At 66.8% G+C, this 25,041-nt stretch carries 23 protein-coding genes; 13 read left to right on the top strand and 10 right to left on the bottom strand.

Annotation, left to right across the window (positions count from 1 at the left end):
- Nucleotides 1-2: 2 nt before the first annotated feature.
- The 7 genes from C4N9_RS05735 (at nt 3) to clpX (ending at nt 8,667) form a co-directional block, all read left to right on the top strand.
- Nucleotides 3-347, top strand: coding sequence for a hypothetical protein (locus tag C4N9_RS05735; RefSeq protein ID WP_245902472.1), 345 nt, complete (start codon nt 3-5; stop codon nt 345-347).
- Nucleotides 344-3,085 (top strand): ATP-binding protein, encoded by a 2,742-nt coding sequence (locus C4N9_RS05730; RefSeq protein WP_109532344.1) that lies wholly within the window; start codon nt 344-346, stop codon nt 3,083-3,085. Before C4N9_RS05735 ends, C4N9_RS05730 begins: the two co-directional genes overlap by 4 nt.
- Nucleotides 3,086-3,177: 92 nt before the next feature.
- The gene (locus C4N9_RS05725) at nt 3,178-5,154 is read left to right on the top strand and encodes a heme lyase CcmF/NrfE family subunit (RefSeq protein ID WP_109532343.1); all 1,977 of its coding nucleotides are present in this window, start codon (nt 3,178-3,180) and stop codon (nt 5,152-5,154) included.
- A 4-nt stretch (nt 5,155-5,158) separates the two neighbouring features.
- A complete protein-coding gene (locus C4N9_RS05720; RefSeq protein ID WP_109532342.1) occupies nt 5,159-5,605 on the top strand; it encodes a cytochrome c-type biogenesis protein in 447 nt (148 codons plus the stop codon).
- A gap of 71 nt (nt 5,606-5,676) precedes the next feature.
- Nucleotides 5,677-6,453: an enoyl-CoA hydratase-related protein gene (locus C4N9_RS05715; RefSeq protein WP_109532341.1), complete on the top strand. Its 777-nt coding sequence runs from the start codon at nt 5,677-5,679 to the stop codon at nt 6,451-6,453.
- Nucleotides 6,454-6,616: 163 nt separating this feature from the next.
- Nucleotides 6,617-7,243 (top strand): ATP-dependent Clp protease proteolytic subunit, encoded by a 627-nt coding sequence (locus C4N9_RS05710; RefSeq protein ID WP_109532340.1) that lies wholly within the window; start codon nt 6,617-6,619, stop codon nt 7,241-7,243.
- Between the two features lie 140 nt (nt 7,244-7,383).
- The gene (gene clpX / locus C4N9_RS05705) at nt 7,384-8,667 is read left to right on the top strand and encodes an ATP-dependent Clp protease ATP-binding subunit ClpX (RefSeq protein ID WP_109532339.1); all 1,284 of its coding nucleotides are present in this window, start codon (nt 7,384-7,386) and stop codon (nt 8,665-8,667) included.
- Between the two features lie 123 nt (nt 8,668-8,790).
- Here the strand turns inward: clpX and C4N9_RS05700 are convergent, their stop codons facing one another.
- The 4 genes from C4N9_RS05700 to C4N9_RS05685 are packed head-to-tail and all read right to left on the bottom strand — an operon-like array spanning nt 8,791 to nt 13,022.
- Nucleotides 8,791-10,344: a 5-guanidino-2-oxopentanoate decarboxylase gene (locus C4N9_RS05700; RefSeq protein WP_109532338.1), complete on the bottom strand. Its 1,554-nt coding sequence runs from the start codon at nt 10,342-10,344 to the stop codon at nt 8,791-8,793.
- Nucleotides 10,341-11,519, bottom strand: a complete 1,179-nt coding sequence (locus tag C4N9_RS05695; RefSeq protein ID WP_109532337.1) for a pyridoxal phosphate-dependent aminotransferase — start codon at nt 11,517-11,519, stop codon at nt 10,341-10,343. Before C4N9_RS05695 ends, C4N9_RS05700 begins: the two co-directional genes overlap by 4 nt.
- A gap of 1 nt (nt 11,520) precedes the next feature.
- Nucleotides 11,521-12,147, bottom strand: coding sequence for a TetR/AcrR family transcriptional regulator (locus tag C4N9_RS05690; protein WP_109532336.1), 627 nt, complete (start codon nt 12,145-12,147; stop codon nt 11,521-11,523).
- Nucleotides 12,144-13,022 carry a dimethylarginine dimethylaminohydrolase family protein gene (locus C4N9_RS05685; RefSeq protein WP_109532335.1) on the bottom strand — a complete coding sequence of 293 codons (879 nt, stop codon included), beginning with the start codon at nt 13,020-13,022 and terminating at the stop codon, nt 12,144-12,146. Before C4N9_RS05685 ends, C4N9_RS05690 begins: the two co-directional genes overlap by 4 nt.
- 113 nt (nt 13,023-13,135) lie before the next feature.
- Between C4N9_RS05685 and C4N9_RS05680 the strand changes: the two genes are divergently transcribed.
- Genes C4N9_RS05680 through C4N9_RS05670 form a run of 3 tightly spaced genes read left to right on the top strand, consistent with a single transcriptional unit; the run spans nt 13,136 to nt 15,465 of the window.
- Nucleotides 13,136-13,906 (top strand): transporter substrate-binding domain-containing protein, encoded by a 771-nt coding sequence (locus C4N9_RS05680; RefSeq protein WP_109532334.1) that lies wholly within the window; start codon nt 13,136-13,138, stop codon nt 13,904-13,906.
- 3 nt (nt 13,907-13,909) lie between these two features.
- On the top strand, nt 13,910-14,659 hold the full coding sequence (locus C4N9_RS05675; RefSeq protein ID WP_109532333.1) for an ABC transporter permease: 750 nt from the start codon (nt 13,910-13,912) through the stop codon (nt 14,657-14,659).
- Nucleotides 14,656-15,465 (top strand): ABC transporter permease, encoded by an 810-nt coding sequence (locus C4N9_RS05670; RefSeq protein ID WP_109532332.1) that lies wholly within the window; start codon nt 14,656-14,658, stop codon nt 15,463-15,465. Before C4N9_RS05675 ends, C4N9_RS05670 begins: the two co-directional genes overlap by 4 nt.
- Before the next feature lie 183 nt (nt 15,466-15,648).
- Here the strand turns inward: C4N9_RS05670 and C4N9_RS05665 are convergent, their stop codons facing one another.
- The 4 genes from C4N9_RS05665 to C4N9_RS05650 form a co-directional block, all read right to left on the bottom strand.
- Nucleotides 15,649-16,722, bottom strand: coding sequence for a TRAP transporter substrate-binding protein (locus tag C4N9_RS05665; RefSeq protein WP_109532331.1), 1,074 nt, complete (start codon nt 16,720-16,722; stop codon nt 15,649-15,651).
- 14 nt (nt 16,723-16,736) lie between these two features.
- Nucleotides 16,737-18,278: a TRAP transporter large permease gene (locus C4N9_RS05660; protein WP_109532330.1), complete on the bottom strand. Its 1,542-nt coding sequence runs from the start codon at nt 18,276-18,278 to the stop codon at nt 16,737-16,739.
- On the bottom strand, nt 18,275-18,763 hold the full coding sequence (locus C4N9_RS05655) for a TRAP transporter small permease subunit (protein ID WP_210403986.1): 489 nt from the start codon (nt 18,761-18,763) through the stop codon (nt 18,275-18,277). The genes C4N9_RS05660 and C4N9_RS05655 overlap by 4 nt, the downstream gene beginning before the upstream one ends.
- A gap of 87 nt (nt 18,764-18,850) precedes the next feature.
- On the bottom strand, nt 18,851-19,246 hold the full coding sequence (locus C4N9_RS05650) for a YbaN family protein (protein WP_109532557.1): 396 nt from the start codon (nt 19,244-19,246) through the stop codon (nt 18,851-18,853).
- A 278-nt stretch (nt 19,247-19,524) separates the two neighbouring features.
- Here C4N9_RS05650 and C4N9_RS05645 point away from each other — a divergent pair, with 278 nt between their 5' ends.
- Both C4N9_RS05645 and C4N9_RS05640 read left to right on the top strand, forming a co-directional pair.
- Nucleotides 19,525-21,096 carry a Re/Si-specific NAD(P)(+) transhydrogenase subunit alpha gene (locus C4N9_RS05645; protein ID WP_109532329.1) on the top strand — a complete coding sequence of 524 codons (1,572 nt, stop codon included), beginning with the start codon at nt 19,525-19,527 and terminating at the stop codon, nt 21,094-21,096.
- Between the two features lie 15 nt (nt 21,097-21,111).
- Nucleotides 21,112-22,557 carry an NAD(P)(+) transhydrogenase (Re/Si-specific) subunit beta gene (locus C4N9_RS05640; protein ID WP_109532328.1) on the top strand — a complete coding sequence of 482 codons (1,446 nt, stop codon included), beginning with the start codon at nt 21,112-21,114 and terminating at the stop codon, nt 22,555-22,557.
- 100 nt (nt 22,558-22,657) lie between these two features.
- Here the strand turns inward: C4N9_RS05640 and C4N9_RS05635 are convergent, their stop codons facing one another.
- Nucleotides 22,658-23,236, bottom strand: coding sequence for a lipid-binding SYLF domain-containing protein (locus tag C4N9_RS05635; RefSeq protein ID WP_109532327.1), 579 nt, complete (start codon nt 23,234-23,236; stop codon nt 22,658-22,660).
- Between the two features lie 136 nt (nt 23,237-23,372).
- Nucleotides 23,373-24,371, bottom strand: coding sequence for a porphobilinogen synthase (hemB, locus tag C4N9_RS05630; RefSeq protein ID WP_109532326.1), 999 nt, complete (start codon nt 24,369-24,371; stop codon nt 23,373-23,375).
- 124 nt (nt 24,372-24,495) lie between these two features.
- Here hemB and C4N9_RS05625 point away from each other — a divergent pair, with 124 nt between their 5' ends.
- Nucleotides 24,496-25,023, top strand: coding sequence for a component of SufBCD complex (locus C4N9_RS05625; protein WP_109532325.1), 528 nt, complete (start codon nt 24,496-24,498; stop codon nt 25,021-25,023).
- The last annotated feature ends 18 nt before the right edge of the window (nt 25,024-25,041 follow it).

Genomic DNA, 25,041 nt, shown 5'->3' with positions numbered 1-25,041 from the left:
GCATGAAGACACCCCGCCCTCCGCTCTTCCTGGAACGCAGCACCTATCGCCGGCGGCGGATGATGGACGCGGCGCGGATCCTGCCGGTGGTGGGTTTCGTGCTGATCCTGCTGCCGGTCCTTTGGACCCATAGCGGCGGCTTCGGCACGGCGGGCGAGGCGGTGTACCTGTTCGGTCTCTGGGGGCTGCTGATCGTGGCGGCGGCGCTGTTGTCCGCGCCGCTGCGCGGGGCGCTGCGCCGCGACGCGCAGGGCAATGCGCCGGACGCCCGGCCCGAAACCCGGACCCGGCCCGTCGACGGGACCGGGGTCGGGACTGGTGGCGGGGCCGAGCGGGACGGCCCATGACGCTCAATATCCTGATCCCGGCGGCGCTGGGATATGTCGTGTTCCTGTTCCTCATCGCCTCGCTCGCCGAGCGGCGCGCCGAGGTCCTGCGCGCCGCGGGGCGCGCCCCGCGTTTCCTGCGCTCGCCCGTCATCTACACGCTGTCGCTGTCGGTCTATTGTACCGCCTGGACCTTTTACGGCGCGGTGGGCTACGCGGCGCGGTCGGGGCTGGAATACGTCACGATCTATCTGGGTCCGACGCTGGTTTTCGTCGGCTGGTGGTGGCTTCTGCGCAAGCTGGTGCGGATCGGCAAGGCGCAGCGCGTGACGTCGATCGCGGACCTGATTTCGTCGCGCTACGGCAAGTCGAACGCGGTCGGCGTCATCGTGACACTGCTCGCGCTGGTCGCGACGACGCCCTATATCGCGCTGCAGCTTCAGTCGATCGCGCTGAGTTTCGGCGCTTTCGCCGCCGATCAGCCGCTCGCGCCGAAGCAGCTGGCGCTCTGGGTGGCGGCCGGGCTGGCGCTGTTCACCATCCTGTTCGGGACGCGCAATCTGGACGCCAACGAGCAGCATCACGGCGTCGTCACCGCCATCGCCTTCGAGGCGGTGGTCAAGCTGGTGGCCCTGATCGCTGTCGGTGCCTGGGTCGTCTGGGGGCTGGCGGACGGGCCGGCCGACATCATGGCGCGCATCTCGGAAGTCGAGTTGCCGGAATGGGAGATCCAGATGGGCCGCTGGATGGGCCTGACCTTTCTGGCCGGCGTCGCGGTCGTCACGCTGCCGCGCATGTTCCAGGTGCTCGTGGTCGAGAATGCCGACGAGACCCACCTGGCCATCGCGTCCTGGGCTTTCCCGCTCTACCTGCTTGCGATCAGCCTGTTCGTCCTGCCGATTGCCGCCGCCGGGCTGACCTTCCTGCCCGAGGGGATGAATCCCGACCTTTTCGTGCTCAGCCTGCCGCATTCGCTGGGCCAGCCGGGGCTGGCGATGCTGGCCTTTCTGGGCGGGCTGTCGGCGGCGACATCGATGGTGATCATTGCCGCCATCGCGCTGGCGACGATGATGTCGAACCATATCGTCGTGCCGCTCTGGCTGGCCTCGCGGCGCCGGGCGGCGGGGCGCGGCGCGATCCCGTCGCGCGATGCCAGCGACATGCGGGGCCTTGTGCTGAACGCGCGGCGGCTGTCGATCGGCGTGATCCTGGGGCTGGGCTATCTGTATTTCGCGGTCTCGGGCGGGTCGCGGGCGCTGGCGGCGATCGGCCTGATCTCGTTTGCCGGGATGGCGCAGGTCCTGCCCGCCTTGGTCGGCGCGCTTTACTGGCGGGGGGCCAGCCGCATCGGCGCGGCGCTGGGAACAAGCGTCGGCACGCTGGCCTGGCTTTACACGCTGTTTCTGCCGTCCTTCGGGCCCGACGTGATCCTCAGCGCCGCGCTGATGAACGAGGGGCCGTTCGGCCTGTCATGGCTGCGCCCGCACGCGCTGTTCGGGGTCGAGGGGCTGGACCCGCTCCTGCATGCGCTGTTCTGGTCGCTGCTGATGAACGTCGCCGCGTTCCTCGCGGGCTCGCTCGTCAGCTTTCCCAGCCCGGTCGAGCGCGTGCAATCGGCGCAATTCGTCAATGTCTACGATCTTGCCGCCTCGGACGAGAGCACGGTCGCACGCGGCTGGTCGCATGACGCGGCCGAGAACGAGGCCGAGGACCTTTTGGCCATGTCGCAGCGCATCCTCGGCGCGGATGTGGCGCTGGCTTTCTTTGCGGCGGCAGCACGCGGGCAGGGCAAGGGCGGCTTCCTGCCCGACCCGACGCCCGATTTCCTGAACCGGCTCGAGCGGGAACTGGCGGGTTCGGTGGGTGCGGCCACGGCCCACGCGATGATCGCGCAGATCGTCGGCGGGCGGCTGGTGACGGTCGCCGACCTGATGGCCGTCGCCAGCGAAACCGCGCAGATCATGGAGCATTCCGCCCAGCTTGAAGCCAAGTCCGAGGAGCTGGCCCGTACCGCCCGCCAGCTGAGCGAGGCCAACGAGATGCTGCAGCGCCTGTCGGTGCAGAAGGACAGTTTCCTCAGCCAGATCAGCCACGAGCTGCGCACGCCGATGACGTCGATCCGGGCGTTTTCGGAAATCCTGATGGATGACGAGGTCACGCAGGACGAAACGCTGCGCTATGCCCGGATCATCCATGACGAATCGATCCGCCTGACCCGGCTTCTGGACGATCTGCTGGATCTGAGCGTGCTGGAAAACGGCCAGGTCAATCTGGATATCGAGGACGCCAACCTGCACGAGTTGATCGACCGCGCGCTGATGGCGTCGAACTCGGTCCAGCCGCAGCGCGATTTCGTCATCCGCCGTCAGGTCGCGGACGAGGATATCGCGCTGCGCACGGATATCGGGCGGCTGACGCAGGTTTTCATCAACATCCTGTCCAATGCCCGCAAATATTGCGATTCCGCGCAGCCTGAACTGCGGATCGTGGTGCGCAAGCGGGCCGCGCAGGTCGCGGTGGATTTCATCGACAACGGCTCGGGCATTCCCAAGCAAAGCCAGGTGCTGATCTTCGAGAAATTCGCCCGCCTCACCGATACGCACAAGGCCGGCGGCGCCGGGTTGGGACTGGCGATCTGCCGCGAGATCATGCTCAATCTGGGCGGCGACATCGCCTATGTGCCGGGGCAGGGCGGCACGGCCTTCCGGGTGACCTTTCCGCTGGTGTTGAAACCCCGCGCCGCACGCGCGGCACGCTGAGCTGTTCACGACCCCGCGACCGCGCCGCAAGGTCGCAGCCTGCGCGCCGCTCTGCGCTTTGCGAAACGGGCCGCGCAGGCTATAGCAGGGGCATGATCGTCGAACTCGGACACTACGCCCTCATCCTCGCCTTTGCCCTGTCGCTTCTGCAGACGGTCGTTCCGCTCGTGGGCGCCCAACGGGGCTGGGCCGACTGGATGGCCGCCGCCAACCCGCTTGCCACGGCGCAATTCGTGCTGATCGCGCTCAGTTTCGCGGCGCTGACCTATGCCTTCGTGACATCCGATTTCTCGGTGGTGCTGGTCGTGGACAATTCCCACACGCTGAAGCCGCTTCTCTACAAGATCAGCGGCGTCTGGGGGAACCACGAGGGGTCGCTGCTGCTGTGGGTGCTGATTCTGGCCCTGTTCGGCGCCTGCGCGGCGTGGTTCGGAGGCAATCTGCCCGCCACGCTCCAGGCCCGCGTTCTGGCGGTGCAGGGCTCGATCGGGGCGGCCTTCATGGCATTCACGATCTTCACCTCGAACCCGTTCCTGCGCGCGGCCTTTCCGCCGTTCGACGGCAGCGACCTGAACCCGCTTCTGCAGGATCCCGGCTTGGCCTTCCATCCGCCATTCCTGTATCTGGGCTATGTCGGCCTGAGCATGGCATTCAGCTTTGCCGTGGCCGCCCTGATCGAAGGCAAGGTCGATGCCGCCTGGGGCCGCTGGGTGCGTCCCTGGACGCTGGCCGCGTGGATCTTCCTGACCATCGGCATCGCGCTGGGATCGTGGTGGGCCTATTACGAGCTGGGCTGGGGCGGATTCTGGTTCTGGGATCCGGTCGAGAACGCGTCCTTCATGCCCTGGCTCTTCGCGACCGCGCTTCTGCACTCGGCCATCGTGGTCGAAAAGCGCGAGACGCTGAAGGCCTGGACCATCCTGCTGGCGATCCTGGGCTTCGGCTTCTCGCTGATGGGGACGTTCATCGTGCGCTCGGGGCTGATCACCTCTGTCCATGCCTTCGCCTCGGATCCCGAGCGGGGCGTGTTCATCCTGATGATCTTCGCCGTGTTCGTCGGTGGCGCGCTCACGCTGTTCGCGCTGCGCAGTGCCGCGCTCGAAGCCAAGGGGGTCTTCGCGCTGGTCAGCCGCGAATCCGCTCTGGTGCTCAACAACGTGCTGCTGGCGGTCGCATCCTTCGTGGTCTTTGTGGGGACGATGTGGCCGCTGGTGTCGGAAATGGCCTTTGACCGCGTCCTGTCGGTGGGCGCGCCGTTCTTCGACGCGGCCTTCACGCCCTTCATGATCGCACTCGCCATCGCGCTGCCCGTGGGCGCGGTGTTGCCGTGGAAACGCGGACAGCTGGGGCGCGCCGCGCGCAGCATGACGGGTGCCGCCGCGCTGGCGGTGGCCCTGGGCGCGCTGACCTTCGCCCTGCAGACCGGCGGCAGCGCGCTGGGGCCGGTCGGCGTGGCGCTTGGCGTCTGGCTGGTCGTCGGCTCGTTCCTGGACCTTTACGGCCGTGCGGGGCGCAAGGGCCTGGGCGACCGCCTGCGCCGCATGACCCGCCTGCCGCGCGCCGAATGGGGCAAGGCCGTCGCCCATGCCGGGCTGGGCGTGACGATCTTCGCGGTCGCCGCCGTCCTGGGCTGGGCGTCCGAGGATATCCGCGTCGCGCGCGTCGGCGAGAGCTTCGAGCATGGCGGCTACACGCTGACCCTGACCGATGTCTCGCGCGAGCAGGGGCCCAATTACATCACCACGATGGCCACGATCGAGGTCCGCGACGGCGCGCGTTTCGTGGCGACCCTGCATCCGGAGAAACGCGTCTACCCCGCCGCCGGGATGCCCACGACCGAAGCCGCCATCGATTACTCGCTGACCCGCGACCTGTATGTCGCCCTGGGCGATGCGCAGGACGGCGGCGGCTGGGCGCTCAGGACCTATGTCAAACCCTTCGCGACCTGGCTGTGGCTGGGGGCGGCGCTGATGGCGTTCGGCGGGCTGGTGTCGCTCAGCGACCGGCGCTACCGGGTGGCCGCGGGCGCGCGCAAGGCGCCGCGCGCCGCCGCGACCCCGGCGGAGTAGGTCCATGCGCAGGCTGCTCCTTGCCCTGACGATGCTGGCTCTGGCGCTGCCCGCGCTGGCGGTGCAGCCCGACGAGATCCTTGCCGATCCCGCGCTCGAAGCGCGGGCGCGCGAGATCACCGCCGAGCTGCGCTGCGTCGTCTGCCGCAACGAGTCGGTCGACGATTCCAATGCCGACATCGCCCGCGACATCCGCCTCATGGTGCGCGAGCGGCTGGTGGCGGGCGATACGAACGAAGAGGCGATCCAGTACATGGTCGACCGCTTCGGCGAATTCGTCCTGCTTAACCCGCGCGCGACGGGGGCGAACCTGATCCTGTGGGTGACGGGCCCGGTGTTGCTGATCGTCGGGTTGGGCATCGCGCTTGTCGCGATCCGCCGCCGCAAACCCGGCCCCGAGGCCCTTAGCGACGCCGAAGAGGCCCGGTTGCGCCAGCTTCTCGAGGAGTGACGCAAGGTCGCGCCTTTTCGCCCCGCCCCGCGCGCGGCTAACCTGCGCTGGAACAACCGGGAGGGGCCGCCATGATCTACAAGACTTTGTCCGTGTCCGAAGATGGCGGGATCGGTGTCATCACCATGAACCGCCCGACGCTGATGAACGCGCTCAACACCCAGATGCGCGCCGAGATCACCGCCGCCGTGCGCGATCTGGGCGCACGGATGCGGGTGCTGGTGCTGACCGGCGAGGGACGGGCCTTTTGCTCGGGTCAGGATCTGGGCGACGGGGTTTCGATCGACGAGCTGGACCTGGGCCGCGTCCTGCGCGAGGAATACGAACCCATGCTGCGCGCGATCCATGATTGCCCGGTGCCGGTCATCGCCGCCGTCAACGGGGCTGCGGCGGGGGCGGGCGCCAATCTGGCGCTGGCCGCGGATGTGGTGATCGCCACGCAATCGGCGGTCTTCCTGCAGGCCTTTACGCGCATCGGCCTGATCCCGGATGCGGGCGGCACCTACTGGCTGCCGCGCCTTGTGGGGTATGCCCGCGCGATGGGGCAGGCGCTGTTTGCCGACAAGGTCTCTGCCGACGAGGCGCAGGAGATGGGCCTGATCTGGGCCTCGGTCCCCGACGACAGGTTCCAGGCCGAGTGGAAAGCCCGCGCCGCCCAGCTGGCGCAGGGACCGACGCTGGCTTACGGCGCGGTCAAGCGCGCGCTTCAGGCCAGTGTGACCAACGATCTGGAGGCGCAGCTCGATGTCGAGGCGCGGCTGCAGGGCGAAGTCGGCGCCACGCGCGACTTCCGCGAAGGCGTGATGGCCTTCCTGGAAAAACGTCCGGCGAAATTCGAAGGCCGTTGACCCCGCCTGCGGCAGGCCCCGGCGCGGTCCGGGGCCCTGGCTCCAAAGCGGGCTCTCAAGATTGCTCCCGGGGGTCCTCTTGCGGGGGGTGGATCGGAAGGCTAAGTCTTGGGCAAGAATTCTTCACTACCGTGACTGATACGTCCCCAGCGAGGCCCGAGCGATGCGTGATCCGATTGAAACCTACATGAACCTCGTTCCGATGGTGGTTGAACAGACCAGCCGGGGCGAGCGTGCCTACGACATCTTCTCGCGCCTGCTCAAAGAGCGCGTGATCTTCGTGACCGGACCCGTCCATGACGGCATGGCCTCGCTGATCGTGGCGCAGCTTCTGCACCTGGAAGCCGAGAATCCGTCGAAGGAAATCTCGATGTACATCAACTCGCCGGGTGGCGTGGTGACCTCGGGCCTGTCGATCTACGACACGATGCAGTACATCAAGCCGAAGGTGTCCACGCTGGTCGTGGGGCAGGCAGCTTCGATGGGCTCGCTGTTGCTGACCGCCGGCGAAAAGGGCATGCGCTTCTCGCTGCCCAACAGCTCGGTGATGGTGCACCAGCCCTCGGGCGGTTACCAGGGGCAGGCGACGGATATCCTGATCCACGCCCGCAACACCGAACGGCTGAAGCGCCGCCTGAACGAGATCTACGTCAAACATACCGGCAATACCTACAAGAAGGTCGAAGACGCGCTTGAGCGCGACAACTTCATGACCCCCGAAGAGGCCAAGGACTGGGGTCTGATCGACGAAATCCTCGAGTCGCGCGAAGCGCCGGCCGAGAAGTCGTGATCGCAGGCCTGATCGTAGGGTCGTGATGATCGGCCGCGGGCGGGACGGCAATTTGGCATTGTCCCCGCCCGCCCACTGGCCTAGTTTTGACGTAAAGGCCCGTCAGAAGGCCGCAACCGATGACGAGCACGAGGTGTCGAATGGCTCATTCCTCCGGTAATGACAGCAAGAATACGCTGTATTGTTCCTTTTGCGGCAAGAGCCAGCACGAGGTCCGAAAACTGATCGCCGGTCCGACCGTCTTCATCTGCGATGAATGCGTCGAATTGTGCATGGATATCATCCGCGAGGAAACCAAGGGCACCGGGTTCAAGACCACGGACGGCGTGCCGACCCCGGCCGATATCTGCGCGGTGCTGGACGATTACGTGATCGGACAGGAGCGTGCCAAGCGCGTGCTCTCGGTCGCGGTCCACAACCACTACAAGCGTCTTGGCTATTCGGGCAAAGCCGGCAAGGCCGGCGAAATCGAATTGTCGAAGTCGAACATCCTGCTGATCGGTCCGACCGGCTGCGGCAAGACGCTGCTGGCGCAGACGCTGGCGCGCATTCTGGATGTGCCGTTCACCATGGCCGACGCGACCACGCTGACGGAAGCCGGCTACGTGGGCGAGGATGTCGAGAACATCATCCTGAAGCTGCTGCAGGCGTCCGAATACAACGTCGAGCGCGCGCAGCGCGGCATCGTCTATATCGACGAGGTCGACAAGATCACGCGCAAGTCGGACAATCCCTCGATCACCCGCGACGTGTCGGGCGAGGGGGTGCAGCAGGCCCTGCTGAAGCTGATGGAAGGCACGGTGGCCTCAGTTCCGCCGCAGGGCGGGCGCAAGCATCCGCAGCAGGAATTCCTGCAGGTGGATACGACCAACATCCTGTTCATCTGCGGCGGCGCTTTCGCCGGTCTCGACCGGATCATCGCGCAGCGCAACAAGGGCACGGCGATCGGCTTCGGCGCCGATGTGAAGGACGAATCCAAGCGCACCGTGGGCGAGGCGCTGATGCAGCTTGAACCCGAGGATCTGCTGAAATTCGGCCTGATCCCGGAATTCGTCGGCCGTCTGCCGGTGGTCGCCACGCTGACCGATCTGGATGAGGATGCGCTTGTCACCATCCTGAGCGAGCCGAAGAACGCGCTGGTGAAGCAGTATCAACGCCTGTTCGAGATCGAAGGCGCGGACCTGACCTTTACCGACGACGCGCTCAAGGCCATCGCGAAACGCGCCATCGCCCGCAAGACCGGGGCGCGCGGCCTGCGCTCGATCATGGAGGACATCCTGCTCGACACGATGTTCGAACTGCCGGGCATGGAGAATGTCGAAGAGGTCGTCGTCAACGAAGAGGCCGTGACTTCGGGCGCGCGTCCGCTTCTGATCTTCACCGAGAACAAGCCGTCACAGAACGCGTCGTCCTCGGCCGGCTGATCCGTTCGCAGGACCGGAACAGAAAACGCCTCGCGGAGTTTCCGCGAGGCGTTTTTCTTTGCTTTCCGGGTGGAAATGAAAGCCTGACATTTTAACGTCAGGCAATTAGGGTTCACCTAATCCTCAGAATTCACTGACAGGTTTGCGCTTCACTTCGACAAGTCGTGGACCTTTTCCACTGGCCACGATCAGCGGCAGGTCGCTGTCGGTCGCCCGGGCATAGGGCAGCCCCATCGCTTCGGCCAGGGCGCGCATATCGGGGGCGGAGGGGGTGCAACCGATCACGTCGGCGCCGGCATCCTTCATCGCCATCGCGATCTCGCCATAGCCTTCGTTGTTGAACACGACGAAGGTGACATCCAGATCCTCGTCATGCGCGGTGCGCAATTCGCCGGGATGGAACATCAGCCCGCCATCGCCGGTCAGGCACACGACGCGCGCTGTCGGATCGGCCAGTGCAGCGCCCACGGCGGCACCGATCCCGTAGCCCAGGGCACCGTAACCGGTGGCGGCGTTGAACCAGCCATTCGGGCGGTCATGGCTGTAGAAAAGGTTACCCGCATAGGCGATCTGCGTGGAATCGCCCACGAAGATCGCGTTCGGCACGGCATCGCGCAGCGCCGACAGAAGCCGGACCTCGTCCTGGTAGTCCGGCGTCAGCGACGCGAAAGCGGCCTGGCGCGCGGCAGCGGCGCGGGCGGGGCCATCGGGCGCCGGGGCCAGCGGGTGCAGCTTGGGCAGGATTTCCTTCGCATCGGCCTGCAGCGTGAGCGCCGAGAAATGTCGCGCCAATTGTGCGCCGTCGATATCGATGCGGATCATTCCCGACAAAGCCGGAAGCTGTCCGTTCACGAACATGTCATAATCGGTCGGCCCCAGTTCGGACCCCACCACCAAAAGCTGGTCCGAGTCGCGGATCAGGTCGCGCACCGGATCGAGGCTGGGCGAGGCGGGCACCGCGAGCGGGTGGTCATGCATCAGCCCGCGCGCATTGGTCGTCAGCACCACGGGCGCGCCCATCGCCTCGGCCAGCGCCTTCAGTTCGGGGCCCGCATCGCGACACCCGCCCCCAGCCAGAATCAGAGGCTTGCGCGACAGGCGCAGCCGGGCCTTGGCCTTGGCCGGATCGGGCTGCGGCGCGCCGGGCTTGGCCAGCGCCACGGCAGGCGGCGAAGGGACGTTCATCAGGTCAAGCGGGATTTCCACATGGACCGGACCGCGCCGCCCGGTGGTCAACGCGCGGCCCGCATGGGCCAGCATCCCGGGCAGGGCGTGCGGGTCTTCCAGATGCAGCGCGGGTCCCACGACGCGGGTCACGGCGCGCTGATCGGGCAATTCGTGCAGATGACCCAGCCCCTTGCCCAGTGTCTCGCGGCGATTGACGCCCGAGATGACCAGCACGGGCACCGAATCCGCGCGGGCCTGCGCCATCGGCGTCAGGGCATTGGTGACGCCGGGGCCGGTGATGACCAGCGCGACGCCGAAATGTCCCGATACGCGGGCATAGCCGTCCGCCATGAAACCGGCGCTGGCTTCGTGCCGGGGGGTGACGTGGCGGATCCCGGCGCCGGGAAGCGCGCGGTACAATTCGATCGTGTGGACGCCGGGGATCCCGAAGATCACCTCGACGCCTTCCGTTTTCAGCCAGTCAACAAGGGTTTGTGCGACAGTCTTCATGCTGCCTTCTGCATTGCATAAGCAGCAATGCGGGCGCAAGCCTCCTCGGTGTCCGCATCGGACGCATTCAGCGCCACGCGCAGCCAGCCTTCCAGCGCCGCGCCGAAAGAGGCGCCCGGCATCATCGCGACGTCGGTCTCGGCCAGAAGGTCCAGCGCGAAGGATTGCGAATCGTTCGACAGGGCGCGGATGTCGATCAGGGCGAACATCCCGGCCTCGGGGCAATGCACTTTCAGCCCGGCCACGCCGTCCAGACGTTCTTTCAGGATGCGGGCGCGGCGGGCCATCCGCGCCGCCATCCCCTGCGCCAGAACCGGCTCCGATGTCAGCGCCAGCGCGGTCATGTCGGCGATGAAGGGTTGCGAGCCGAACAGCATGGTTTCCGACAGCGGCAGCGCGCGCGCGGTGAACTCGGCCGGCCCGCAGGCCCAGCCCGAACGGAAGCCAGGCGCCGCGTGGCTCTTGGAGATCGACGCGGTGACGATGGTGCGATGCTCGAAGGCCGGATCGGCCAGTGCCGAGGTAAAGGGCCGCCCCTCATGCGTCAGATCGCCATACACCTCGTCCGAGACGATCCAAAGATCGTGCTGTTCGGCCAGCTCTCCCAGCGCCGACAGGTCCTCGGGCGACAGGATCGCGCCGGTCGGATTGTGCGGCGTGTTGAGAAAGAGCACCCGGCTTTTCGGCGTGATCCTGGCCGCGACATCGGCGGCCCGCAGCCGGAAGCCGTTTTCCGGGTCCAGCGCCACAGGGACCGGCACCGCGCCCGAGGACCGGATCAGCCCCTCATAGGTCGCGTACATCGGATCGCCCACCAGAACCTCGCAGCCCGCTTCGCACAGGCTGCGGAACACCAGATAAAGCGAGGTCTGCGTGCCCGGCAGGCACAGGAAACGGTCATGCCCGATATCGCGGCCCAGCCTGGCGCTGTAGCGCGCGGACAGAGCGTCAAGCAGCGCAGTCTCGCCCCGCCCGTTGGAATAGCCCGTGCGACCGGCCCGCATCGCGGCGCAGGCGCTTTCGATCAGCGCCTCGGGGGTCTCCACATCGGGCTCGCCGATGGTCAGGTTGATGACCTTGGCACCCGCGCGCAGGCGCGCCGAGGCGGCGGCGCTGAGAACCCATTTGTCCGATCCCAGCCCGGCAAGCTGTTCGGTGACCGCAGCGTATTTCATGTCAAACCTCTGGCAGATCGAGTGAGAGAAGCCGCGAGAAAGCCTTGATCGCGATGGATCGCAGCTCGCCCGGGGCAAACTGGTCGGGCAGGGCGCCGGCTTCGACCCATAGCCCGTCGAGCAGCGCGTTGCCGGCAATGGCAAGGCTTCTGCTCTCGTCGGTGTCGCGTCCGGCGCTGCGCAGCGCGTCGGCGATCATCGCTTCCAGCCGGTCGCGAAAGCCCAGATAGGTGGACAGATGCACCGCCCGCATCGCCGCGTCGCGCGGCACCAGCTGCATCGAGGCAGCCCACAGGGCCACCGCGCGCGGGTCCGTCACCGGCGGCGACACGGCATTGCCGATGAACACCGACAGCCGCGCCACCGGGTCGTCGGGCAGGGCATCCGCGCTTCCCATGCTGGCCTCGGTCAGGCCGGTCATCAGCGTCTCATGCGCGGCGGCGACCAGCTCTTCCTTGGTGGCGAAGTAATGCCGGATCAGTCCCGGCGTGACGCCCGCGCGGGTCGCGATGGCGCGCACGGTCGCGGCCTGCGGGCCGCCCTCGGCAATGAGATCCAGCGTCGCCTCGATCAGCGCGCTGCGCCGGGTTTCCTCGCCCACGCGCTGAAAGGGACGCCGGGCGCTCATGCCGGATCGGCGCGCAGTACGGGCCGCGTCAGGCAGGTGGGGCCACCTTCGCAGGCAATGCACAGCGCGTCGCCTTCGAAAACCTGAACGCGGCAGCCCGCCTCTTCCATCAGCGCGCGGGTTTTCGGGAAACCGTCGACCATCACCACATCCTGCGGCTTCAGCATCAGCACGTTCAGGCTCAACCCGCCCGAGGCCAGGAATTCGTCTTCCGGCGCGTGCAGCAGCGTCCAGCCGCGCGCCTTCAGGTCGGCCCACATCGCGTAGGGCAGAAGCGGCGCATGGATCAGCGCCATCTTCGGCGCCAGCGGCGAGATCAGCGACATCAGGTGCAGACAGGCTTCGGGGCCGGTCCAGTAGGGCAGGTCATAGGCCACGACGGAATAGCCATGCGGTTCCAGGATCGCCCGCACCGCGTCGATGCCCGCCTGGTTCGACCGCGCACCGCGACCAATCGCCAGCGTCGTCGCGTCGATCCAGACGCAATCGCCCGATTCGACCGTCGCGTCACCCGTCAGGCGCCCCAGAACGGGCACGCCAAGCGCTTCGTAGGCGGCGACATGCAGGTCGGGCTCGCCCCGGCGCAGGACCTTGCCCATGTTCAGCACAACGGCGCCCTTGGCCGTGACAAAGGACGGGTCCTGCACGAAGACCGCATCTGACATCGCGTCATCCTGTGACGGAATCCAGTGGATTTTCGCGCCCGAAGCGGCGACGATGCCCGCAAGGTCGGCGTGCTGCGCCTCTGCGCGCCGGGGATCGAAGCCCGGGCCGTAATGCCATTCTGCCGGATCGGCGGCGGCCATGGCGGGGCCGGGTGCGCGCATCATCACGCGGGCAAGGGGTTTCGAGCGATCTTCGGCACCAAAGGGCATGTTCTCACCGGGGCAGCTAATTATACGCTTGCATAATTACGGAGGCTTTGGCCTTCTACAAGGACAAACTCATCACGGGCGCGACCAACAGCGCCGCATCAACAGGAGCCACGATGAAAACCTTCTTCCTCGCCACCACCGCCGCCGCCGCGCTGATCGCCTCGGCCGCTACCGCGCAGGAAACCGTCCGCGTGGGTATCGCCGCCGAACCCTATCCGCCCTTCACCGCGCCCGACGCCGCCGGCAACTGGGTGGGCTGGGAAATCGACATCATCAACGCGGTCTGCGAAGCGGCCGAGATGACCTGCGAGATCACGCCGACCGCCTGGGACGGCATCATTCCCGCGCTGGTCTCGGGGCGCATCGATGCGATCATGGCGTCGATGTCGATCACCGAGGACCGGCTGCAGACGATCGACTTCTCGGATCCCTATTACAACACGCCCACCGTCATCGTCGCCCAGAACGGCGTCGAGATCGAACCCACGCCCGAAGGCCTCGCCGGACTGATCCTGGGCGTGCAGGTCTCGACCATCCACCAGACCTATGCGCAGCAATATTTCGAGGGCGAGACCGAGATCCGCACCTACCAGACGCAGGACGAGGCCAACCAGGATCTGGCCGCGGGCCGCATCGACGCCGCGCAGGCCGACAGCCTCGCGATGGAAGATTTCCTCAATTCCGAGGCCGGCGCCTGCTGCCATCTCGTCGGCGCCGTCGCCCATGACGAGGCGATCCTCGGATCGGGCGTCGGGGTCGGTCTGCGCAAGGGCGAGGACGACCTGCGCGAACGCTTCAACGCCGGTATCGCCGCGATCCTCGAAAACGGCACCTATGACGAGATCACGTCGGAGTATTTCCAGACCTCGATCTACGGCAACTGAGCCTTGCTCGACGGGTTGTACTCGCTGTGGCCGGGGCTTGAAGCCTCGGTCACGCTCCTGTCGCTCGAGCCGCCGGGCTGGGGGGCGAACCTGCTGCGCGGCGCGGTCAATTCGCTGATCATCGCGCTGGGGGCCTTCGGGCTGGGCGCGGTGATCGGCATTTTCGGCGCGCTCGGCAAGCTGGGCGGCGGTCCCGTGACGCGTGACCTGCTGTCGGTCTATACCACCGTCGTGCGCGCGGTGCCCGAGCTGATCCTCATCCTGATCCTGTATTACGCGGGCACCGACCTTCTGAACCAGTTCCTGCGTCTTCTGGGCCAGCGCCCGGTCGAGATTTCGGGACTGGCCGCCGGGATCGGCGTGCTGGGGGTGGTGCAGGGCGCCTATGCGACCGAAGTGCTGCGCGGCGCGATCCAGTCGGTGCCACGGGGACAGCTGGAAGCGGCGCGCGCCTATGGCATGACCCGCAGCCAGACCTTCCGGCGCGTGACCTTTCCGGCGATGCTGCCGCTCGCGCTGCCGGGGCTGTCCAACCTGTGGCTCATCGCCACCAAGGACACGGCGCTTCTGGCGATCGTCGGCTTCTCCGAACTGACGCTGGAAACCCGCCAGGCGGCGGGCTCGACGCGGGCCTATTTCACCTTCTTCCTGGCCGCGGGCGCGATCTACCTGCTGATGACCCTTGTCTCGGGCCGGATTTTCGGCTGGATCGAGGCGCATTACCGGCGCGGACAGGCGGGAGCGCGCGCATGAGGGGAACCGTCACAGGCTCCGTCTCCGGCGCGGTGAGGGACTGGCTCAGACCTCACCGCATCGGACTGATCGCGCTGGCGCTGGCGCTCGCGGTCTGGGCGGGCGTGTCGATGCGCTGGGACTGGATCCCGCGCTATGCCGGGCTGGGGCTCGAAGGGCTCTGGCGCACGCTGTGGCTGCTGGGCCTGTCGATCCTGATCGGCTCGGCCATGGCGGTGCCGCTGGGGCTGGCCCAGGCCTCGGGGCCTGTCTGGCTGGCCGCGCCGGCGCGCTGGTTCTGCACGGTGATCCGGGGCACGCCGCTGCTGCTGCAGATCTGGCTGATCTATTACGGCCTGGGCTCGCTCTTTCCGCAATATCCCTGGATCCGGCAATCCGAGCTCTGGCCCTATCTGCGGCAAGCCTGGCCCTATGCGCTCCTGGCTCTGTCCTTCAGCTTCGCGGGCTACGAGGGCGAGGTGATGCGCGGCGCTTTCAGATCTGTGCCCCATGGACAGCTCGAAGCGGGCCGCGCCTACGGCTTCTCGCGCTTCGCGGTGTTCTGGCGCATCCATCTGCCGCAAGCCATCGCCCGCGCGCTGCCCACGCTGGGCGGCGAAACGGTGCTGCAGCTGAAAGCCACGCCCCTGGTCGCGACCATCACCGTGATCGACATCTACGCGGTCGCCAGCCGGGTGCGGCAGGACACGTTCATCATCTACGAACCCCTCCTGCTGCTGGCGGTGATCTACATGATCATCGCGGGGCTGATTGCCCTGGGGTTCCGACTGCTGGAAAATCGGTTCACCCGGGGGCTCGGCGTGTAGGGGCCCGGCGTCTTGGCGCCACCAAGAAACCCGCAGGATGGAAAACCCGCAGGATGGCCCCGGAACAATCAGCCCGGGTTAACCCGACCTTGAGGCCCATCTTTACGCCGCAAATATCCTCGGGGGGTGAATTTGGCGAAGCCAAAGAGGGGGGCAGACAGCCCCCCTCCTTTCCTTTTCCGCTCAGCGCGCGGCGAGGTAGCGCCCGACGAAGGCATTCGAATAGCCGATCGTGCCTTCGCGGAACGGCTCGTAGCTGTCGAGAACGCGCGCGGCGTCGGCGCTGGCCGCGCGCTGCTCTTCCTTGACCTCTTCCCAGGCGGTCTTCATCGCCGCGACGACGTCCTCGGGGAATTCGAGGAACTCGACGCCGCCCTCCTGAAGCGAGGTCATCGCGCCCACGTTCATGTAGTCGAACTGGCCCAGCGTCTCCATCGAGCATTGCATCGCGGCGGCCTCGAGGATCGCTTTCAGATCGTCGGGCAGGCCGGCATAGGCGTCGGTATTCACCACGACCTGCAGCGCCGCGCCGGGTTCGGCATAGGCGGGCGTGTAGCAGAAATTGGTGATCCGCTGCAGGCCAAAGGCCTGGTCCAGCAGCGGGCCCACCCATTCGGCCGCGTCGATGGCGCCCGATTGCAACGACTGGAAGATCTCGGTCGCGGGCATCAGGATGGCGTTGACGCCCAGCTTGCGCATCATCTCGCCGCCAAGACCGGCGATGCGCATGTTGAGGCCCTGCAGGTCATCGAGGCTTTCGATGCGGCTCTTGAACCAGCCGCCCGCCTGCGTGCCCGAATTGCCCGAATAGAAGGGCTTGAGATTGCGCTCGGCATAGATCTCGTCCCAGATTTCCTGCCCGCCGCCCCATTTCAGCCAGGCGAAATGCTCGTTCGCGGTCAGGCCGAAGGGCACGCCGGTGAACCAGTGCGCCGACGCGGTTTTCGACGCGGCGTAATAGGGCGTGCCGTGGCCGATCTGCACGTTGCCCGCCTGCACCGCGTCTTCGACCGCGAAGGGCGGGACCAGTTCGCCCGCGCCGTAGACATTGATCACCATCCGGCCTGCCGACAGCGATTCCACCAGCTCGGCGAAGCGGGTCGAGTTGGTGCCGACGCCGGGCGCCGCTTTCGGGAAGGACGAGGGCATGTCCCATTCGATGCGCTCTTGCGCCAGCGCGGGGGCGGCAAGCCCGACCGCTGCGGCGCCGCCGGCCGCGATGCCCGCGCCGCTTTTCAGGAAAGTTCTGCGTTTCATTGTGAAACTCCTCCTCAGTTGAACATCAAAGTCGGCAGCCAGGTGGCGAGCGCCGGAAAGGCGAAGACCAGCACCACGGCCAGGATCTGAATGAGAACAAAGGGCACCACGCCGCGATAGATGTCCATCGTCGAAATGCCCCGCGGGGCGACGGAGCGGAAATAAAAAAGCGCAAAGCCGAAGGGCGGCGTCAGGAAGCTGGTTTGCAGGTTCATCGCCATCAGCACCGCGAACCAGACGGGCGAGATGTCGCCCGCCAGCACCGCGGGGCCCAGAAGCGGGACGACGATATAGATGATCTCGACCGCTTCCAGGATGAAACCCAGCAGGAACACGATCACCATGACCGCCAGCAGCGCGCCCATTTCCCCGCCGGGGAATTCGCGCATCAGATGCTCCACCGCGTGCTCGCCGCCGAAGCCCCGGAAGACCAGCGACAGCATCGAGGCGGCGATGACGATGCCGAAGACCATGCCCGAGATCTTGATCGTCTCGACCATCGTGCCGCCCAGCATGTCCCCCCGGACAAGCCGCCAGATCGCGACCAGCACGCCCAGTGCCAGCAAGAGCGCGGCGGCGATGCTGACCAGTTGCGCAAGGCTGCCCGCATCGCCCCGCCCAAGGCTCATGCGGATCGCCACCAGAACGAAGGCTGCAAGCCCCGCGATGCCGATGATGCTGCGTTCAAGCCGCGACCGGCTGAGCGAGAACGCCGCCATCAGCCCGGCGCCGACGGCGCCAAGGCCCGCGGCCTCGGTCGCGGTGGCGATGCCACCCAGGATCGAGCCCAGCACGGCCAGGATCAGCAGCATCGGCGGCAGGAAGGTGAACAGCACTTCGCTCATCGACACCGGCTCGCGCTCGGCGCTGACGCGGCGCGCGCGGCCCGGGCGCAGCGTGATCAGAAGCCACAGCGCGTAAAGCCCGACCAGCACCAGCCCCGGCACCATCGCGCCCGCGAACAGGTCGGCCACGGATACCGGCATGGGCGCGAAGTTCCCCGCGCGCTGTTGTGCCTCGAGATAGGTGTTGCCGATCTGGTCGCCCAGAAGCACGAGCAGGATCGAGGGCGGGATGATCTGGCCCAGCGTGCCCGAGGCGCAGATCAGCCCCGCCGCCTGCCGTTTGGGCACGCCCGCTTCCAGCATCGGCGTCAGCGCGATCAGCACCAGCATCACCACCGTGGCGCCGATGATGCCGGTCGAGGCGGCGATGATGGCGCTGAAGGCCAGCACGGCCAGCCCCATGCCAAGGGGCGAGCCGCCCAGCAGCCGCGCCAGCACCCGCAGCATCCGCTCGGCCAGCTGCGCGCGTTCCAGAAACACGCCCATCAGCACGAAGAGCGGCACCGCCATCAGCAGGGTGTTGGTCATCACCCCCAGCACACGCGCGGGGAAATTGCTGAGAAAGGCAAGGTTGAACAGGTCGAACTGCCCGGCAATCACCGCCAGAACCAGCGGTACGCCGGAAATCGCCAGCATCGCCGGAATGCCCGACAGGATCCCGCCGAACAGGGCAAGGAACAGGACGATCAGCATCCATTCCTGGCCGCTCATGCCTCGGGCTCCCTCAGCACGGCGGCAAGGCCCTGGATGATCATCAGGACAGCGGCGAGCGGCATCGCCGTCTTGACCAGATACATGCCGCCCAGCCCGCCGGGCGTGGTGCTGCCTTCTCCGATCTGCCACGAAAAGACGATCTCACCCCAGCCCGCCCAGACGATCAGCCCGAAGACCGGCACCAGAAACAGCGCCCAGGCCAGCGCATCGGCCAAATGCATGGTGCGGCGCGACAGGCGCTCGGAGAGCACCTCGACCCGGACATGGCCCGCGCGGGCGTGGCACAGCGGGACGGCAAGGATCAGCAGCACGGCAAAGGCATAGGCGGCGAGGTCCTGCATCTTGATCGAGCCGGTCCCGAAGCCGTAGCGCAGCACGACATTGAGCAGCACCATCAGCACCAGCGTTCCGCCCGCCGCCATGGCCAGCCACAGCGTCAGCCGGTCCAGGCCGCGCGCAAAAGCCAGATATCCCCCGATCAAGGTTTCGCTCCCCATCCCCGTTTTGTGCCCACCACGAACGATTTACGCATGGACATGTCAAGGCAAGGGGGCGGGCCGCCGAGGGCCTCAGCGCTTGGCGGCGGGGGGCTTGATGGCGTTCAGGCTGGGTTTCGGGGCCGGACGGGTCAGGATGAACAGCGTCACCGCGCCCAGCGTGACTGCCTGAATGAGCAGGACATGAGACGGCAGGCGCATGAAGACGCTCAGCGCGAACGTGGCGCCGATGGCGATCATCGCCATGGTCTTGGCGCGCGGCGAGATCGCGCCCTCGGCCCGCCAGTCGCGGATCGGCGGGCCGAAGCGGGGATGCTCGACCAGCCACGCCTCGAGCCGGGGCGAGGATCGCGCGAAGCAGAACGCCGCCAGGAGCAGCAGCGGCGTCGTCGGCAGAAGGGGCAGTACGATGCCCACGATGCCGACGGCCAGCGCCACGCCGCCGGCGATGCTCCAAAGGATCCTGATCATGCCGCCTCCGCGCCTTATGCCGCGTAGATAGTACGCAAGCGCCGTCGGGACAGGGCGGGGATCGGGCGGAAAAGGGGACGAACAGCCCCGGGTCGACCGGCCGCGAGACTCCGGGCTTGAATTCCTCTGGCCGAGGCGGCACTCCGAACACCCGCCCTGCGCGGGCCCGCTTCGTGCACAGATCGCCTTGTGAAATAATCTTGCGCGCGCTATGCCACGGCGGGAACGAATAGATCGGGCGGCGCCTCGCCCGGCCCTTGGAACGGAGGACCAACGTGAAGATCGGGGCACCGAAAGAAATATTCCCGGGTGAAAACCGGGTCGCCATGACGCCGGATTCGGCGCTACAGCTGCAAAAGCTCGGCCATAGCTGCATCATCGAAACGGGGGCGGGTGCTGCCGCCGGGTTCGAGGATGCGGCCTACGAAGCGGCGGGCGTGGAAATCGCGCCCTCGGCTCAGGCGCTCTTCGAGGCGGCGGATGTCGTCGTGAAGGTGCGCGAAGCCACCACCGAGGAAATGAACCGCCTGCGCGCCGATCAGACGCTGATCGCCTTCTTCTGGCCCGCGCAGAACGCCGAGATGCTGGAACTGGCCAAGGAAAAGGGCGCCACCGTCGTCGCGATGGACATGGTCCCGCGCATCAGCCGCGCGCAGAAGATGGACGCGCTGTCGTCGATGGCCAATATCGCCGGCTACCGCGCGGTGATCGAAGCGGGCAACAATTTCGGCCGCTTCTTCACCGGGCAGGTGACGGCGGCGGGCAAGGTCCCACCGGCGAAGGTGCTGGTGGTCGGTGCGGGCGTGGCCGGTCTGGCCGCGATCGGCACCTCGACCAGCCTGGGCGCGATCACGCTGGCCTTCGACGTGCGTCCCGAAGTGGCCGAGCAGATCGAATCGATGGGCGCCGAGTTCGTCTATCTCGATTTCGAAGAGCAGGCTCAGGACGGCGCCGCGACCGGCGGCTATGCCGCGCCCTCGTCGCCCGAATTCCGCGAGAAACAGCTCGAGAAATTCCGCGAACTGGCGCCCGATGTCGATATCGTCATCACCACCGCCCTGATCCCCGGTCGCCCGGCGCCCAAGCTGTGGACCGAGGACATGGTCCGGATGATGAAGCGCGGTTCGGTCATCGTCGACCTTGCGGCCGAGAAGGGCGGCAATTGCGACCTGACCGTCAAGGACGAGAAGATCGTCACCGAGAACGGCGTCACCATCGTCGGCTATACCGACTTCCCCAGTCGGATGGGCACGCAGGCCTCGACGCTTTATTCGAACAATATCCGCCACATGCTGACGGATCTGACGCCCGGCAAGGACGGTGTCATCAACCACAACATGGAAGATGACGTGATCCGCGGCGCGACCGTGGCCCATGCGGGCGAGATCACCTTCCCGCCGCCGCCGCCCAAGGTGCAGGCCATCGCCGCGCAGAAGCGCGAGAAGCCGAAGGAACTGACGCCCGAGGAAAAACGCGCGCAGGAAGTGGCCGCGTTCAAGGCCCAGACCCGGCAGCAGGTGACGCTGCTGGGCGTGGGCGGTGCGCTGCTGTTGCTGGCCGGGTTCTTTGCGCCCGCCAGCTTCATGTCCCATTTCATCGTCTTCGTGCTGGCCTGCTATGTCGGCTTCCAGGTGATCTGGAGCGTGTCGCATTCGCTGCACACGCCGCTCATGGCCGTCACCAACGCAATCTCGTCGATCATCATTCTCGGTGCGCTGATGCAGATCGGGTCGGGCAGCTGGCTGGTGATGATCCTTGCCGCGCTGTCGGTCTTCATGGCCGGTATCAACATTTTCGGTGGCTTCATGGTCACCCGGCGCATGCTCGCCATGTTCCAGAAGTCGTAAGGGGAGCGGTCAACCATGGAATACGGTTTCACCACCGCCGCTTACGTCGTTGCGGCTGTTCTGTTCATTCAATCGCTGGGCGGCCTGTCCAACCAGGAAAGCGCCAAGCGCGCGGTCTGGTACGGCATCGTCGGCATGGCGCTGGCGGTTGTCGCCACGCTCATGGGCCCCGGCGCGGGCAACTGGGTGCTGTCGCTCATCCTGATCGCCATCGGCGGGGCCATCGGCTGGGTCGTGGCGCAGCGCGTGCAGATGACCGAGATGCCGCAGCTCGTGGCGGCGATGCACTCGCTCGTCGGTCTGGCGGCGGTCTTCATCGGCTTCAACGCGCAATTCGAAATGGTCCGGGTCGCGGCGATGCAGGCCGCGGGTGACGCGGCTGCGCTGGACATGCTGACCGGCTTCGCCGCCAAGGTGGCCGAGAAGAGCGCGGCCGAGATCGCGGTCCTGAAGGTCGAGGTGTTCCTCGGCGTCTTCATCGGGGCCGTGACCTTCACCGGCTCGGTCATCGCCTATGGCAAGCTGTCGGGCAAGGTGAACTCGGCCGCGACCAAGCTGCCGGGCGGTCACATGCTCAATGCGGGCGCGGCGCTGATCTCGATCCTGTTGCTGATCCTGTACTTCCAGGGCTTCGGCACCTGGACGCTGATGCTGATGACGCTGCTGGCCTTCTTCATCGGCTATCACCTGATCATGGGCATCGGCGGCGCCGACATGCCGGTCGTGGTGTCGATGCTCAACAGCTATTCCGGCTGGGCGGCGGCGGCGATCGGTTTCTCGCTGTCCAACGATCTGCTGATCGTGGTGGGCGCGCTGGTCGGCTCGTCGGGCGCGATCCTGTCCTACATCATGTGCAAGGCGATGAACCGCTCGTTCGTCTCGGTCATTCTTGGCGGTTTCGGCGGAAGCTCGGGCCCGGCGATGGAGATCGAGGGCGAGCAGATCGCCATCGACGCCGACGGCGTCGCCTCGGCGCTGAACGAGGCCGATTCGATCATCATCGTGCCGGGTTACGGCATGGCGGTGGCGCAGGCGCAGCAAGCCGTCAGCGAGCTGACGCGCAAGCTGCGGGCCAAGGGCAAGAACGTGCGTTTCGCGATCCACCCGGTCGCGGGCCGTCTGCCGGGGCACATGAACGTGCTTCTGGCCGAAGCCAAGGTTCCCTACGACATCGTGCTGGAAATGGACGAGATCAACGAGGACTTCCCGGAAACGGACGTGGTGATCGTCATCGGCTCGAACGACATCGTGAACCCGGCGGCGCAGGAAGATCCCAACTCGCCCATCGCGGGCATGCCGGTGCTGGAAGTGTGGCGCGCCAAGCAGGTCTTCGTGTCGAAGCGCGGGCAGGGCACGGGCTATTCGGGCATCGAGAACCCGCTGTTCTACAAGGAGAACACGCGCATGTTCTATGGCGACGCCAAGAAGTCGCTCGATGCGCTGATGCCGATGGTGGAGTGACCCCACCAAGGATGAGAAATGAAAACGGGGGGCCTTGGCCCCCCGTTTTCATGCGCGCTTCCGCCTGTGGCGTGCCGTGGAACCGGCGCGCCGTACCGGGTCAGGGAATGATGCGCTGATAGCGCACGCCCGCGAGCGAGGCGCCCGCGATCAGCCCGGCCTGACCGAAGACGACCGCGATCACCGGCGAGAACATCGTCGTGGTCTGCACCCCCGCCGAGCCGCCATTCTCCGGCGTGGCATAGCGCAGGTCGGCCGAGCCGGCCCAGCCTTCGCCGGCGCGGAAATCGGCCAGTGCCTGCGGTGTCATGAAGAACAGCACATGTGCGTATTGCTGCGCGCCGATCTGCAGCCCGGCAGAAACCCGCGTGGCCGAGTAGTAATCCACCGTCGCGTCGTTGATCCTGAGCGCGCCCTGGCCGAACGAGCCGCCCAGCATGAAGCCCGCCTCGGTCATCAGGGGCATGTACAGGATGCCCTGCGCGTTCTGGAACAGCGGCGTCAGTTCCTCGTGGTTCTGGCGCAGATAGTCGCGGGTCGCGTCCACGCGGGCGTCCAGCCGCTCGGCGTTGACGCTGCCAACCGGGTTACCGCAGGCTGCCAGCAGCGACGCCGCGGCGCCCCCCACCAGCAGGCCACGACGCGAGAGCGGGCGCGAAAGGCGCGTGTCTTGGGTCATGCTCGTCCTCGTTTGTGTCGGTCCGGGATCTTGCGCCCCGGTCGCCGGAAAACCTGTGGATAATCTTATACACCGAAGCGGGAATCGTGTCACGCCCGCATCGCTGCAGGCGGGGGCGTTCCGCCGGTCGAAAACCTTAGCCGCGCAGGGCTTTCGCGGCGGCCGGCGCGAAATAGGTCAGCACGCCGTCGCAGCCCGCGCGCTTGAAGCCCAGCAGGCTTTCCAGCATCACCGCCTCGCTCAGCCAGCCGCGCTCGATCGCGCCCGCCAGCATCGCGTATTCGCCCGACACCTGATAGGCGAAGGTCGGCACGCCGAACTCGTCCTTAACCGCGCGGCAGATATCGAGATAGGGCAGGCCGGGCTTCACCATCACCATATCCGCCCCCTCGTCCAGATCGCGCGCCACGCAGCGCAGCGCTTCCAGACGGTTCGCGGGATTCACCTGGTAGGTCTTCTTGTCACCCACCAGCCGCCCCGAGGCGCCCACCGCGTCGCGGAAGGGGCCGTAAAAGGCGCTGGCGAATTTCGCCGCATAGGACAGGATCGCCACGTGCTGGAAGCCCGCCTTTTCGACGGAACGGCGGATCGCCCCGATCCGCCCGTCCATCATGTCGGACGGGCCCAGGATGTCGGCGCCCGCCTCGCATTGCGCGAGCGCCATCCTGACCAGCGCCTCGACGGTGCGGTCGTTGACGATTTCCTCGCCTTCGACGAAGCCGTCATGGCCGTTGATGTTGTAAGGGTCGAGCGCGATATCCGTCATCACCGCCATGTCGGGCAGCTCGGCCTTGAGCATGCGGATCGCGCGGTTCGTCAGGTTCTCGGGGTTCCACGCCTCGGCGCAATCCTCGGTGCGCAGTTCGGCGGCGGTGTAGGGGAACAGGCAGATCGCCCCCACGCCCGCCTCGTGCGCCTCGGTCGCCCTGCGCATCAGCATGTCCAGCGACAGCCGGTTCACGCCGGGCATCGAGCCGATGGGCTCTTCGACGCTTTCGCCCTCGCGGATGAAGACGGGCCAGATCAGGTCGGCGGCGCTGACGGCATTCTCCGCCACGAGATCGCGCAGCGCGCTGGTGCGGCGCAGGCGGCGAAGACGGGCGGCGGGGAAGGGGGCGGGGCTGTGCGGGGGCATGGATTTCTCCCTATCTGAGGGCGTATTGCCACGCTGTGGGGCCAAGCTCAAGCCTCGGACCGATCGCGTCTTGGCCCCGGCGCGAAAGGCGATTAGTCAGGGGGGCGCAACCTGGGACCCTGCAGTGAATCTGACGGACTCGCTTTTCTCCACCATCGACGTCAGGTCGTTTTCGAACCTGTGGTTCTGGCTGGTGCTTGCGGTGGCGTGGTCGAACGTCACCCATTTCGTCATGGGCGTGCCCTTCGACATGGTCCAGCGCGCGCGCCGGCAGGGCGGCGAGGCAATGCGCGACCTCAACACCCTCGCCGCGATACAGGCCCGCCGACGGCTGGGGATCCTGCGCGCCTCGGGCGTGTGGCTGGTGGGCTTCTGGATGGCGGTGCTGACGTCGCTCGCCCTTCTGGGCTTTCGGCACGGATTCGAACTGGCGCAGGCGTCGTTCCTTCTGCTCGCGCCCCTGTCGCTGGCGGGCTGGCTGAGTCTCAGATTGTCGCTGCGGGTCGCCACGGGCGCGCTGGTTGATGAACCCTTGGTGCGCGCCATCTTCTGGTACCGTGTCGTTATCCAGGCCGTCGGCCTTGCCGCCATCCTGGTCACGACGATGTGGGGCATGTGGCACAACCTTTCGGTCAGCACGCTGGGCGGCTGACGACGGCGACGCAGGAAC

Source organism: Pararhodobacter marinus (assembly GCF_003122215.1).
Lineage (GTDB): Bacteria > Pseudomonadota > Alphaproteobacteria > Rhodobacterales > Rhodobacteraceae > Pararhodobacter > Pararhodobacter marinus.
Note: the sequence above shows the minus strand (reverse complement) of the source record. Positions and strands in the feature narration are given on the sequence as shown.